This window comes from Corynebacterium sp. HMSC076D02 (assembly GCF_001813815.1).
Lineage (GTDB): Bacteria > Actinomycetota > Actinomycetes > Mycobacteriales > Mycobacteriaceae > Corynebacterium > Corynebacterium simulans.
Map to the genome: position 1 here is coordinate 24,670 of NZ_KV814047.1, position 11,746 is coordinate 36,415.

An 11,746-nucleotide genomic window follows, 5' to 3' on the forward strand; every position below is an offset into this window, starting at 1 on the left:
GCACTCAAGTTGTCTTGATCTCAATTCTTTGATTACGAGACCTAGAGCTGATTGAATTCTTGAGTATTTCGAACCTATCTCAAGGAGAGTAAATGAGCTTCGAGTCTCTCATTGTCAAGCTCAAGAGCGGAGCGACCTACTACTTCCCAGCCGGCTCCGTCAGCGGGGATCCTTCACATCGTGTTGACAATCTCCGCTTTGCAATTGAGAACGGCACTATCTTCCATTCTGTTGATGACAACGGTATCGACCGCGAGTTCTCTGGATACGACGTATCGAATTACCACCTTGCATAAAACCTGCAGAGCATAAAACCTGCTAAGGCTGCCTTTCTTTCCGGATAATCCGAACAAAGGAAGGCAGCCTTTCTTATAGGATAAGCAGCTATGACTGTCTATCCTCGCATGAAAACCTGGTCTTGGTACCTGCCAAGCCAGCCACCCGCCGGGGAGACCTCTCTCACCGAAACCACCAATTGGTCTAAACCCCACAGCGCAACCCGGCGCCTGCTCTTTGCGCAGCCGGTGGGCGTGGCCGGCATTCTCATCTCCGCCGCCATCAACGCGCCATTGGGCGCGCTTGTCTCCGTGGTCATTGGCCAAGCCACGCAATACGCATTCAGCGACCCTTCCTGGCGCACACTCGCCATTCCAGTGGCGTTGACCGCACTGCTGCTTTTCATCGTCTATCTCGCCGAAGCCACCGCGGATGCCTTCACCGATCTCAGCCAGGCCCGCACCACGCATACGCTGCGGCTCGGGCTGCTGGAGAAGCTGCTCGGCGCTTCTACCTCCGGACTTAACCCAGGCCGCCTGCTCAACACGATGGACGAGGATTCCCATTACATCGGCCAGCTCAAGCAGGTGCTCAACTTTCCGCTGACCATGGTGGGCTATCTGCTGGGCGCGATTTTCAGCCTAGCACCGCTCTCGCCCGTGGTTTCCATCGTGCTTTTGATAGGTGCCGTCGTCACCGCGGCGGTATCTTGGGCCACCGCAAAACCGTTGACGAGAGTGGCGGCAGCTCGCCGCCAAAAGGAAAACACGGCGCTTTCGCTCGCAACGGACTACGCGCAGGGCTCCCGCGTTATTAAAGGTCTAGGCGCTAACGAGGTGGCCAAGCAACGCTTCGGCACCGCTGCACACACCGCCCTCGACGCCATGCTGCGCGAGCTGCGTCTTAGCGTTTGCCTGAACTGGTTGCGCCAGATGGTGCCTACCGCATTTACCATCGGTCTGCTCGCATGGACCTCATGGCAAATGTACCTGGGCAATATTTCCCCAGGTGGGATGATGAGTATCACGATGCTCGCCCCACCGGCGCTCAACGTCCTTGGGATCGCGCTGGGCCATCTCACCGAGGCGTGGGCGCGGGCCCAGGCCTCCGTGGAGCGCATCGGTGAGTTGCTGGAGGACCTGGATAAAGGCGACGTCGCAAAGCACGGCGATGCGCTTTCCTTAAGCCCTGGCTTGCAGGTCTGGGTACCGGAGACCACCAAAGGGCGCGCGCTTGTCGACGCCACCATATCCCGCCTTTCTGCCCACGGCGCCCTGTGCCCGCCGCACCGGATTTCCATGCTGGAGGGGACGCTGGCCGATAACATCAATCCGCTCGGCAACATCCCGGCATCGCAGGTTCGCGCGGCGCTTGAGGCTGCGGCCTGCGAGGACATCGTCACTCGTCTCGGCGGTTTCGATGACTCTGGCGCCTTGCCGGATGCCCCCATCGGGGAGGCTGGACTGAACCTGTCGGGCGGTCAACGCCAACGCGTTGCGCTTGCCCGCGCGCTTGCCGCAGACCCGGAAATCTTGGTGCTTGATAACCCCACTACGGGCTTGGATTCGCTAACACTCGCGACGGTAGCTGACCGCGTGACGCGCTTGCGCAAGGACCAGATCACCGTCGTAATCAGCGGCGCGTCGACGTGGGCGGCTAACGCGAAGGAGGTGCTCGAACTATGAGTAAACCCGCAGCAGATGCCCTAGCTCCTGCCTCCGCCCGCGAATCCTGGCAGTTCCTTCGCACGCTGCCTTCCGCACCGTCGAAGGCGAAGCTGGCCGTGGTATTTGGCATCTTTACGCTGACCATCGTGATGATGAACCTGGGCTCGCAGGTACTCGGCCGCCTCGTGGACATCATCCAGGGCGGCGAAGTCCCTGTGATTGGCTCTGGGCGCAATGCGATGATTGCCGCATTATGGATCATCGCAGCCTGCCTCATCGTTGAGGTCAGCGGCCGGGCGCTCGGCGGCTATCTCATCAACGCCCGCACGCGCCGACTGGCTGTGGATCTGCGCACCGCAGCTCTAGACTCGGTGCTACGCGCGCCCGTACCGCGCGTGATGGAGCTGGGAACCGGCAACGTGATCACGCGCTTGTCTAAGGACATCGACACCGTGGTCACGGCGGTGGCCATGATGGGCGAGCGTCTCGCCGTCACCATCTTCATTCTGCCGCTTACTTTCCTGACCATGGCTTTCATTCACCCGGCTTACCTTTTACTGTGCATGCTCGCAGTCGCCGTGATGTATCCGTTTATCAAGGGAACGATTCGCGATATCCCCGCCGTGGCTAACGCCGTCTCCACCGTAGAGGCCCGCCGCAACAACGTATTGCTCGATACCATTCGCGCCTTGGAGACCCTCCGGATTTTCCGCCTCGACGGCTGGGCCACGCGCCGCATGGAGAACTATTCTTGGAATACCGTGCAGGCCTGGGGCAATAAGGTTCCTCTCATCAATCGCATCATCGGCCAGGGCAGCATCGCTTTCGGAGTGCTCCTGCTGGGTTCGCTTTCAATGTCGGTCCCGATGGTGGCGTGGGGATGGCTCACACAAGGCCAGGCCACGGCCGCGGTCTTGCTGGTCATGCGCCTAGAGATGCACGTTTTCAACATCTTGTTCTTCGCTGGGGAAATTCAGCATTCCGCAACTTCCTTGGGCCGCGCTGTGGCGCTGGCTCTGCTGGGCGCTGACGTGCCAACCAAGGAAGTAGCGCCGCTTGGACAAGCCCCCGCGGTGCATATCGACGACGTGAGCTACTCCTACCCCGGCGGCGCCAAGGTCTTAGACGGCATTAGCCTCACATTGACGGCCGGCACCACGACCGCGCTGGTGGGCACCTCAGGCGCAGGTAAATCCACCTTGGCTGCACTAGTGGCCGGGCTGCAGTACCCCACTGCGGGCAGCATCCGCCTTGACGACGTCGACACCGCAACAGTGCCCAATACCTGGGTGACCGAACACGTCGCGCTGATTACCCAGGAGGTCCACCTCTTCTCCGGCACGCTGCGCGAGGATCTTCTGCTCGCCCGGCCACATGCTAGCGATGCGGAACTATGGGCAGCCCTACACGAGGTGGGATTGACGGAAGACTCGCGCTGGCTGCCTGACGGCCTCGATACCCGCATCGGCGCCGGCAACGAGGAGATGGGCGCCGAAGCCGCCCAACAGATCTCGCTGGCGCGCATGGTGCTGCGGCAGCCGCCGGTGCTCATCATGGATGAGGCCACCTCAGAGGCCGGCTCTGAACACGCCGCCGTGCTTGAGGAAGCTGCCCGGGCCGTCACCCGCGGGCGTACCTGCCTAGTAGTGGCGCACCGCTTGGACCAGGCTCGTGAGGCGGACCGCATCATCGTGATGGAGCAAGGAGAAATCGTCGAAGACGGCGACCACGCCTCACTCATGGCGCGCGGTGGGCGCTACGCCAAGGCCTATGCGCAGTGGGAGCACGGCCACTAAGCCAAACTTGGCCCGACTAAACTTCCTCCCCTTCTCTCCTTCACTTCTCCTCTCTTCGAGGATGGTCCCTTTCCTTGGCTCCCCTTGCAGGGGAGCCGTTGTGGGGGACGCAGAAACGAGTCCCGGAAGAGGCGGGCCGAGGGCAACGCAGGAACGACGAAACCCGGCACCGAATGGTGCCGGGTTTCTGACTGTGGAGCATAGGAGAATCGAACTCCTGACCTTCTGCTTGCAAAGCAGATGCTCTACCAATTGAGCTAATGCCCCAGTGCGTTTAATGCTACCCCAGGGGTATCGCAGAAAGAAAATCGCTGGCCCGGCCGGGAGTCCCATCAGTCACAGTAATTAACTCTTTTCACTCTGGTTGCGTGTCACTACGGCTTTTAGAAACGGCGGCGACCATAATCAAGGAACAGAAACACCCTCGTTAGAAAGGCTTTTGCATGCGCCGCCTCGCTGCCGCTACCGCTGCACTCTTACTTACCGCTGCACTTCCAGTCTCAGCCCACGCAGCGCCGGCAGCGCCCTTCCCGGTCCCCAACTTGCCGCAGATGCAGCTGCCGAACCTCCAGCAAGAAGCCGAGAAGCTCAACAATGACTTCCTAAACTCCTTGCCACCAGAGCTCGGTTCATCGAGGCCGGCACCACAAAAGCGCACCCCGAGTCCAGCACCTGCACCGACGCAAAAGTCTGACTGCTCCAACTGCGTCGCCATCACCTACGACGACGGCCCCAGCACCCTAACCAACCAACTGCTCGACACCTTGCGCGAAAAACACGCACACGCCAGCTTCATGGTGCTCGCCCCTAACGCCACAGCCCACCCAGAGCTGCTGCGCCGCATGCAGGCAGAGGGGCATACCATCGGCAACCACACCAACACGCACCGCGAGCTGAACAAGCTCGCCGCCGGCGACGTAGACGGGGAAATCAAGGCAGGTGCCGGCGCCATCAAGGCGGCAACCGGCCAGAGCCCTCGTTGGCTGCGCCCACCGTACGGCGCCACCAACGGCACTGTCGACGCCGCGGCCAAAGCCAACGGCCAAGCCGAGGCCATGTGGTCCGTGGACACGCTGGACTGGAAGGACCGCAACTCCGAGCACGTATGCAGCGCTGCAGTCAGCGGCGCGCAGCCGGGCGGCATCATCCTCATGCATGACATCCACGCCACCACGGTTAATGCTGCCAACTGCGTCATCGACGGCCTGCGCGCCAAGGGGCTCGAGCCGGTTAGCCTCGATACTCTTATCCCCACCCCACAGCCGGGGAAGCAGTACTACTCTCGGGGCTAATGATTGATTTCTCGGCTCCCGCAGACGTGGTGGCGCCTCAGCTTTTGGGTGCCACGCTCACCTTCAATGGCGTTAGCATCCGCCTGACGGAAGTCGAGGCCTACCTTGGCGCCGAGGACCCCGCCGCGCACACGTACAACGGCCCGACCCCGCGCAACGCCACGATGTTCGGCCCGCCCGGGCGCCTTTACGTCTATGCCTCCTATGGCATCCACCGCAACGGCAACATCGTGTGCGCCCCGGAGGGCACGGGCCAGGGTTGCCTGCTACGCGGCGGCGAGGTCATCGAAGGTACCGAGCTCGCTTTCCGACGCCGCGGCACCACCGACTTCCATAACCTCGCCCGTGGGCCGGGGAACCTCGGTAAGGCGTTAGGACTCGACCTCACAGACAACGACACTATCCCCACGATCAAGGAAAGGGCCTCCGAACCGGAATGGGTTCGAGGCCCTCGCATTGGTATCAGTAAGAACAAAGACGCACCACTGCGCTTTTGGATTCCTTTCGACAAGACCGTCTCGGCGCGCAGAGGCCTGCCGCCAAGCTAATGAGACCTAGTAACGCCCGCCGTAGCGTTCATCGCTCTCGATGGCCGCGAGGATGCGATCGTTGATCTGGTTGAGCTGGCGCACCTGCGTGCGAGTGAGGTTGTCCATCACGGAACGACGCGCCTGGGCGGCGTGCCCTGGCGCGGTGGCGACAACCTTGTCCCAGCCGGCGTCGGTAAGCTGCGACAGCGTGGTGCGGCCATCATTCGGATCTGGACGGCGCGTAACCCAACCTTGCTTCTCCAAGCGCGTGACCACCTGGCTAAGCCGTGAGAGCGAGCCGTTCGCCGTGTACGCAAGGTCGCGCATGCGCATCTCACGATTCTCCGACTCAGAAAGACGAGACAGAACGGTGTACTCGAAGAAGCTCAAGCCGGCGTCGTCACGCAGCTGGGCATCCAGAATGTTGGTTAAGCGGATGGTGACTCCCATGAGGGATACAAAGGAAGCGAGTTCCTCCTCATCGAGCCACTTCTTATCCTTCTCGGTCATGAAATTAATTCTAGCAATGAAGCTTTATTTGTTAAGCATCTGCTAGGCAGATTTCAGCGCTTCCCGGAGAAGCTGCGCCGCCTAGCTCGGAGTCTTGCCGACCTTCACGCCGGCCTCCTCTAACGCAGCCTTCTTGCCCTCTGCGGTTCCGGATCCTCCAGAGACAATCGCTCCTGCGTGCCCCATGGTTTTGCCCTCCGGCGCGGTAAAACCAGCAATGTTGGCCACCACCGGTTTGGTCACGTGCTCCTTGGTGTAGTCGTCCAGTAACTTCCATCAAACACGAGAGTAAACTTAAGTACTGCCACCCGTGAGTTTACTGGCCTATTTAAAGACCAGCCCGCCGAGCATGAGGACATCACCGTTCCAGACTTTCTCAACCGCGAAGAACTCGACGCGACCGCCACCGGACAGATGCTGAACAAACATTTCGGACACGAAGCGGCCAAGATGGGACACCAGATCCTCGACCAGGCCGAGCCGTTTAACGCTGCCCACACCACCAACTGGGGACTACCTTGCAAGCCCACCGTCACGCGCGGCTAACGCACACGAGTCCACCGGCCGATAAAAACGCCCAGTACGCGTGTGTATCATGCGCGTGCTGGGCAACTTTCGCTTTCAGTGTGATGTCCTCCTTTTAGGATGCTGCGAGCTTTTGAGCGCGCTGGTAAGACACGCCGAGGACTGTTCCCATATCTCGTACGGTCATTCCAGCGTTTCTCATTGCAACAGCGAGGTCATGAGTGCTTGCCTGTGCTGCAGCGGCCAGTCGTGCCGCTTCTTCGCGTTCTTTTTCGGCGCGAGCTTTCATTTCCGCAAGGTCCGGTGGAAGAACAACATCAACAATAATGTTGAGTTCGTCTGGGTCTAGGCCTGCCTGGTAGGCCAGTGCTTCGCGCATCTCGTCGGCAGCATTAGCCAGCCGCTTAGTTTGAGACACTGCCCCTAGTTCGGCGCATTCGAGCACCCATACTCCGCTGGTTCCACGTTCTGCGGTTACTGTGTATGTCGTGGTCATTACCTCCACCAGCCTTTCCCTAATTCTTGGGCGTATTGGTCAAAAAACTTCTTGACTGTCACATCGTCAATCTCACGGTACCTACCTAAGGTTCGGGTTGTGCTGCCTACCCGATAAGCGTCATGGCGCGATAGGGCGATTTCCTCAAATTCAAGACCACGCCGCTTAGCTTCCGCTTTCAATTTCTTGATGACGGCGTTTCGCTTCATAACGGTAGTCTACCGACAGGAGACTGAACAAGTCAACCATGGGTTGACATTTTTCTTGATTATGCTCCTTCGCCAATTGAACTGGGCACTACCCCACAAACCAACCCTCCAGCGCCCCTAGGGCGTGACTGACAAAGTGCGTCAAAGCCGCTGAAATATTGCAACCGCAAAACGGCCCAGGCCAACAGCATAAGAACGATGAACAGGCCAGCGACGGCACCCCAGCCCACCTTGACAGTCCACGTGGCCGATCTGCTCATGGCAAACACCGCGACAAGCACCGGCAGAGCTAGGAAAACTTCGAGAATCAAAATCGTCATAAGTTAAGTGTCGCAGGCGGGTGTGCACATTCTCGGTCACCAGCAACAACACCATTTCCGAGGACTAGAAATAACGAAATTTTGCTACTTAGCCCCCCGGAACGGTGCACACCCCAAAACAACAAAGAAACCCGACACCATTACGGTGCCGGGTTCCGAGCTGTGGAGCATAGGAGAATCGAACTCCTGACCTTCTGCTTGCAAAGCAGATGCTCTACCAATTGAGCTAATGCCCCATTGTTCCGTGGTGGGCCTAGCAAGAATCGAACTTGCGACCTCATCGTTATCAGCGATGCGCTCTAACCGACTGAGCTATAGGCCCCTGTGCGGAACGAGATGTAACTTTACATACCGATCCGGCAAATACACAAATCGCCAGCGCAGCCAAGGTTTTAGAAGGTTGTTTAAAAAGCGAAACCGGCACCGTCTCTTAAGAATTTAAACCTAAAAGACGATGCCGGTTAGATGTGGGTTAGCGGGCTCGGGCTTTAGTTATGACCAGACTGGATACCCAGCTTGAAACCACCGAAGACGTCCACGATGGCGTTATAAAGTACCGCGAGCAGCGGCGCCAGCAGCATGTTGAACACCGCCACGATTGCGCCGAAGAGAGCAGAGATAGACAAGACCACACCGAAGGTCACTTCGAAGGCGCCGCCCACTCCGCCGACTAGGCTGTTGAGTGAATCCCAGATTCCCGCCTGATCGAGGCCGAAGTAGAGCAGGCACACGGCAAGCAGCCATGCGATGAGCCCGACGAGGGACATCGCCAAGCCCACGCGGAAGGCCGAAATCGGTGAGATCCGCGTAAGGGTTACATCTCGTCTTGCCATGGATTACTCCTCGCTATCTGCTGCGTTCTTGGAATCCGCAACCTTGAGGTGTTCCTGCTGAACGTCCTCAACGGATTTCTCGCCCTTGGCCACAGCCTGTGCGTCTTCCTCACCATCGTCCTCAACGTTGCGGTCGATTGCAAGCAATTCGACGTCGTCGGAGAGGTTGACTAGGCGCACTCCCATGGTGGCGCGGGAGGAAGGACGAATCTGGCCTACCTCGGTGCGGATGACGCCCCCAGCGGAGGTGATAGCGAAGATCTCGTCTTCCTCATCGACGGAGATAGCGCCGATGAGCTTGCCGCGCTTCGGGGTGTACTTGAAGGTCATAACACCCAAGCCACCGCGGCCCTGTGGCGTGTACTCCTCGATAGCGGTGCGCTTGCCGTAGCCGCCGGAGGTGGCAACCAGCAGGTATTCGCCATCGTGAACCACGGACATGGACAAAAGCTGGTCATCGTCGCGGAAGCGCATGCCCTTCACGCCGGCGGTGGCGCGGCCCATCGGGCGCAGCTGGTCGTCGTCAGCGGTGAAGCGGATGGCCTGGCCCTGCTCAGAGGTCAGCAGGATGTCATCGCCTTCGTCGACGAGGGACGCGCCGATGAGCGCGTCGCCCTCGTTGAGGTTGATGGCAATTAGACCGGCAGAACGTGCGGACTCGTAATCGGTGAGTCGGGACTTCTTGACGCGGCCCTGCTTGGTAGCCAGGACGAGGTAAGGAGCGTCCTCGTAGGACTGAATCTGAATGACCTGTGCGATCTTCTCCTCCGGCTGGAATTCCAGCAGGTTAGCCACGTGCTGGCCACGTGCGGTACGGCCTGCCTCCGGCAGCTCATAAGCCTTGAGGCGGTAAACACGGCCAAAGTTGGTGAAGAAGAGGATCCAGTCGTGTGTGGAGCAGACAAAGAAGTTCTTGACGATGTCGTCCTGCTTGAGCTCCGCACCGCGCACGCCCTTGCCGCCGCGCTTCTGCGCCTTGTAGGCATCAACCTTTGTGCGCTTTGCGTAGCCAGTGGAGGTGATCGTGACGACCACGTTCTCGCGGGCGATAAGATCCTCGTCGGTGACGTCGCCAGAAGCGGCCACGATCTGGGTACGGCGCTCATCGCCGTACTTTTCAACGATCTCAGCGAGCTCGTCGTGGACAATCTGACGCTGGCGTTCCTCGCGGGCGAGGATGTCCTTGAGGTCAGCAATGATCTCTTCGATCTCAGCCAACTCGTCAATGATCTTCTGGCGCTCCAGGGCTGCCAGCTTACGCAGCTGCATCGCGAGGATGGCGTCTGCCTGTACATCATCGACGTCGAGAAGCTCCTTCAACCCTTCTCGCGCTTCGTCGACCGTTGGGGAACGGCGGATAAGCGCGATGACCTCGTCGAGCATATCGAGGGCCTTGACCAAACCACGCAGGATGTGGGCGCGCTTTTCGGCCTCATCCAGGCGGTACTGGGTACGGCGAACGATGACCTCGATCTGGTGCGCAACGTAGTAGCGCAGCATCTGGTCCAGGCGCAGGGTGCGCGGCACGCCATCGACGATGGAGAGCATATTGGCGCCGAAGGAGGTCTGCAGCTGGGAGTGCTTGTAGAGGTTGTTGAGCACGACGCGAGCGACGGCATCGCGCTTCAGGGTGACCACGATGCGCATGCCAACTCGGTCGGAGGACTCGTCCTCAATCTTGGAGATACCGGCGATCTTGCCGTTGGCCACGGACTCCGCGATGTTGGAGATCATGTTATCCGGGTTGACCTGGTACGGCAGCTCGGTAATAACGATGGTCTGGCGGGAGCCAGACTCCTCGATGGAGGTCACACCGCGCATACGGATAGAGCCGCGGCCGGTGGTGTAGGCATCCTTGATGCCCTGGTCACCAACGATGAGGCCGGCGGTTGGAAAGTCCGGACCCTTCACGCGTTCCATGCAGGCTGCCAGCGCCTCTTCGTCGGAGGCCTCTGGGTTATCCAGCAACCAGAAGATAGCCTCAGCCAGCTCGTTCAGGTTGTGCGGCGGGATGTTGGTGGCCATACCAACGGCGATGCCGCCGGAGCCGTTCATCAGCAGGTTTGGAACGCGGGAAGGCAGGATGTCCGGTTCCTGGGTCTTACCGTCGTAGTTCGGGGAGAAGTCGACGGTGTTTTCGCGAATGTCACGGACCATTTCCATGGCCAGCGGGGTCATGCGGCACTCGGTGTAACGCATTGCCGCTGGGCCGTCGTTGCCGCGGGAACCGAAGTTACCCTGGCCGTCGACCAGCGGGTAGCGCATGTTCCAGGACTGTGCCAGACGCACCAACGTGTCATAGATTGCGGAGTCACCGTGCGGGTGGAATTGACCCATGGTGTCCGAGACCGGGCGGGCGGACTTCACGTAGCCACGATCGGGGCGGTAGCCGGAGTCGAACATCGCGTACAAGATGCGGCGGTGCACCGGCTTCAGGCCATCGCGTACCTCTGGCAGAGCACGGCCGACGATGACGGACATGGCGTAGTCGATGTAACTCGACTCCATCTCCTCGTTGATATCAATCGGTTGAATACGATCAAAGAGATCGTCATTTTGGTCACTCATAACGGCAAATTCTACCCTCTGCGCCCCTCTCCCGCCGGCTGCGCCGCACTAGTGATACCACGGTGATACCATCGGGCCATGGCTATGACTCTTCGTCTTACAGCAGAACAGGATCACGCGCTGACCCTTCTGGCTTCCGCGCAAGGCACCTCCAAGCACGAGGCGGTGGTGCGTGCAGTTGTGGCGGCTGCGGCGCGCACGCTTTCCGACGCCGCGGTCCAAGACGCCGCACGCCAGCTCCTGCCCGGCCGCGCCGAGCTCGAGGCAGAAATCCGCAGGGCCCGATCATGACCGCAGAGCAGCTCCTTCTCATCGCGCGCGAGTTCTGCGCGCAACACAAAACCACGGTGACTAACTTTGGCGCGTTAGTTGCCGCCGCGAGCGTCTCAAGTGCCCGAATTGATGGCATCCCCGTCCACGCAAACCGGCAGCAAGCAGCACAAGCGATGCAGCAGATATTGGTGGCTTATCCTGCGCTTAACAAGCACAACCGCGCCTTCGCAGCACTTAGCGCCCGAGTATTCATGGAGACGGAATCACGTCTTAGCCTGCGCTGACCTATCCATTGTTGCCTGAGTTATGTAAGTTATAGCTGGTAATACTTAACTATTCCCTCGAATATCCGCACAGCTTGGCCTTGTGGAATGACTGAAGTGTCAATGCAACGCGTAGGAAAGGAAGACATGTCTCTGAAGAAAGCCATCGCTGCGGGCGTAGTAGCAGT

13 protein-coding genes, 3 tRNA genes and 1 pseudogene are annotated in these 11,746 nt (G+C 59.6%); 7 read left to right on the forward strand and 10 right to left on the reverse strand.

Features of this window, described 5'->3' with window-relative positions:
- The first annotated feature begins 92 nt into the window (after positions 1-92).
- From HMPREF2935_RS06745 to HMPREF2935_RS13845, 3 genes are all read left to right on the forward strand, one after another.
- A complete protein-coding gene (locus HMPREF2935_RS06745) occupies positions 93-296 on the forward strand; it encodes a hypothetical protein (RefSeq protein ID WP_070518396.1) in 204 nt (67 codons plus the stop codon).
- Between the two features lie 90 nt (positions 297-386).
- On the forward strand, positions 387-1,961 hold the full coding sequence (locus HMPREF2935_RS06750; RefSeq protein WP_070732506.1) for an ABC transporter transmembrane domain-containing protein: 1,575 nt from the start codon (positions 387-389) through the stop codon (positions 1,959-1,961).
- The gene (locus HMPREF2935_RS13845) at positions 1,958-3,739 is read left to right on the forward strand and encodes an ABC transporter ATP-binding protein (RefSeq protein ID WP_070732508.1); all 1,782 of its coding nucleotides are present in this window, start codon (positions 1,958-1,960) and stop codon (positions 3,737-3,739) included. Before HMPREF2935_RS06750 ends, HMPREF2935_RS13845 begins: the two co-directional genes overlap by 4 nt.
- Positions 3,740-3,933: 194 nt before the next feature.
- On the opposite strand, the gene HMPREF2935_RS06760 is transcribed toward HMPREF2935_RS13845, so the two are convergent.
- A tRNA-Ala gene (locus HMPREF2935_RS06760) sits at positions 3,934-4,006 on the reverse strand.
- Positions 4,007-4,182: 176 nt separating this feature from the next.
- On the opposite strand from HMPREF2935_RS06760, the gene HMPREF2935_RS06765 reads away from it, so the two are divergent.
- Together HMPREF2935_RS06765 and HMPREF2935_RS06770 are read left to right on the forward strand one after the other, a co-directional pair.
- Positions 4,183-5,031: a polysaccharide deacetylase family protein gene (locus HMPREF2935_RS06765; RefSeq protein ID WP_070732510.1), complete on the forward strand. Its 849-nt coding sequence runs from the start codon at positions 4,183-4,185 to the stop codon at positions 5,029-5,031.
- A complete protein-coding gene (locus HMPREF2935_RS06770) occupies positions 5,031-5,579 on the forward strand; it encodes a DNA-3-methyladenine glycosylase (RefSeq protein WP_070433319.1) in 549 nt (182 codons plus the stop codon). The genes HMPREF2935_RS06765 and HMPREF2935_RS06770 overlap by 1 nt, the downstream gene beginning before the upstream one ends.
- A 6-nt stretch (positions 5,580-5,585) precedes the next feature.
- Here HMPREF2935_RS06770 and HMPREF2935_RS06775 read toward each other — a convergent pair whose 3' ends face one another.
- The 9 genes and pseudogenes from HMPREF2935_RS06775 to gyrA form a co-directional block, all read right to left on the reverse strand.
- Entirely contained in the window at positions 5,586-6,071 is a 486-nt protein-coding gene (locus HMPREF2935_RS06775) for a MarR family winged helix-turn-helix transcriptional regulator (RefSeq protein ID WP_070732512.1), read from the reverse strand.
- Between the two features lie 81 nt (positions 6,072-6,152).
- Positions 6,153-6,332: pseudogene (locus tag HMPREF2935_RS12705) on the reverse strand (succinate--CoA ligase subunit alpha); the annotation flags it as partial.
- 63 nt (positions 6,333-6,395) lie between these two features.
- The gene (locus HMPREF2935_RS13215) at positions 6,396-6,569 is read right to left on the reverse strand and encodes a hypothetical protein (protein ID WP_158510289.1); all 174 of its coding nucleotides are present in this window, start codon (positions 6,567-6,569) and stop codon (positions 6,396-6,398) included.
- Between the two features lie 142 nt (positions 6,570-6,711).
- Positions 6,712-7,092 (reverse strand): hypothetical protein, encoded by a 381-nt coding sequence (locus tag HMPREF2935_RS06780; RefSeq protein ID WP_061925555.1) that lies wholly within the window; start codon positions 7,090-7,092, stop codon positions 6,712-6,714.
- A complete protein-coding gene (locus HMPREF2935_RS06785) occupies positions 7,092-7,301 on the reverse strand; it encodes a ribonuclease PH (protein ID WP_070732513.1) in 210 nt (69 codons plus the stop codon). The genes HMPREF2935_RS06780 and HMPREF2935_RS06785 overlap by 1 nt, the downstream gene beginning before the upstream one ends.
- A 483-nt stretch (positions 7,302-7,784) precedes the next feature.
- Positions 7,785-7,857: transfer RNA gene (locus HMPREF2935_RS06795), tRNA-Ala, on the reverse strand.
- 9 nt (positions 7,858-7,866) lie between these two features.
- Positions 7,867-7,943, reverse strand: a tRNA-Ile gene (locus tag HMPREF2935_RS06800).
- 166 nt (positions 7,944-8,109) lie between these two features.
- Positions 8,110-8,454, reverse strand: a complete 345-nt coding sequence (locus tag HMPREF2935_RS06805) for a DUF3566 domain-containing protein (RefSeq protein WP_070432488.1) — start codon at positions 8,452-8,454, stop codon at positions 8,110-8,112.
- Between the two features lie 3 nt (positions 8,455-8,457).
- Positions 8,458-11,022: a DNA gyrase subunit A gene (gene gyrA / locus HMPREF2935_RS06810; protein WP_061925545.1), complete on the reverse strand. Its 2,565-nt coding sequence runs from the start codon at positions 11,020-11,022 to the stop codon at positions 8,458-8,460.
- Between the two features lie 78 nt (positions 11,023-11,100).
- Here gyrA and HMPREF2935_RS06815 point away from each other — a divergent pair, with 78 nt between their 5' ends.
- Together HMPREF2935_RS06815 and HMPREF2935_RS06820 are read left to right on the forward strand one after the other, a co-directional pair.
- Positions 11,101-11,313, forward strand: coding sequence for a hypothetical protein (locus HMPREF2935_RS06815; RefSeq protein ID WP_061925542.1), 213 nt, complete (start codon positions 11,101-11,103; stop codon positions 11,311-11,313).
- A complete protein-coding gene (locus tag HMPREF2935_RS06820) occupies positions 11,310-11,579 on the forward strand; it encodes a cell filamentation protein Fic (protein WP_070432487.1) in 270 nt (89 codons plus the stop codon). The genes HMPREF2935_RS06815 and HMPREF2935_RS06820 overlap by 4 nt, the downstream gene beginning before the upstream one ends.
- The last annotated feature ends 167 nt before the right edge of the window (positions 11,580-11,746 follow it).

Excerpts from the sequence above, each read along its gene's own strand:
- HMPREF2935_RS06765 (WP_070732510.1), top strand. The coding sequence starts at position 4,183 with ATGCGCCGCCTCGCTGCCGCTACCGCTGCACTCTTACTTACCGCTGCA.
- HMPREF2935_RS06745 (WP_070518396.1), top strand. The coding sequence starts at position 93 with ATGAGCTTCGAGTCTCTCATTGTCAAGCTCAAGAGCGGAGCGACCTAC.
- HMPREF2935_RS06815 (WP_061925542.1), top strand. The coding sequence starts at position 11,101 with ATGGCTATGACTCTTCGTCTTACAGCAGAACAGGATCACGCGCTGACC.
- gyrA (WP_061925545.1), bottom strand. The coding sequence starts at position 11,022 with ATGAGTGACCAAAATGACGATCTCTTTGATCGTATTCAACCGATTGAT.
- HMPREF2935_RS06820 (WP_070432487.1), top strand. The coding sequence starts at position 11,310 with ATGACCGCAGAGCAGCTCCTTCTCATCGCGCGCGAGTTCTGCGCGCAA.
- HMPREF2935_RS06775 (WP_070732512.1), bottom strand. The coding sequence starts at position 6,071 with ATGACCGAGAAGGATAAGAAGTGGCTCGATGAGGAGGAACTCGCTTCC.
- HMPREF2935_RS13845 (WP_070732508.1), top strand. The coding sequence starts at position 1,958 with ATGAGTAAACCCGCAGCAGATGCCCTAGCTCCTGCCTCCGCCCGCGAA.
- HMPREF2935_RS06750 (WP_070732506.1), top strand. The coding sequence starts at position 387 with ATGACTGTCTATCCTCGCATGAAAACCTGGTCTTGGTACCTGCCAAGC.
- HMPREF2935_RS06770 (WP_070433319.1), top strand. The coding sequence starts at position 5,031 with ATGATTGATTTCTCGGCTCCCGCAGACGTGGTGGCGCCTCAGCTTTTG.
- HMPREF2935_RS06785 (WP_070732513.1), bottom strand. The coding sequence starts at position 7,301 with ATGAAGCGAAACGCCGTCATCAAGAAATTGAAAGCGGAAGCTAAGCGG.
- HMPREF2935_RS06805 (WP_070432488.1), bottom strand. The coding sequence starts at position 8,454 with ATGGCAAGACGAGATGTAACCCTTACGCGGATCTCACCGATTTCGGCC.
- HMPREF2935_RS06780 (WP_061925555.1), bottom strand. The coding sequence starts at position 7,092 with ATGACCACGACATACACAGTAACCGCAGAACGTGGAACCAGCGGAGTA.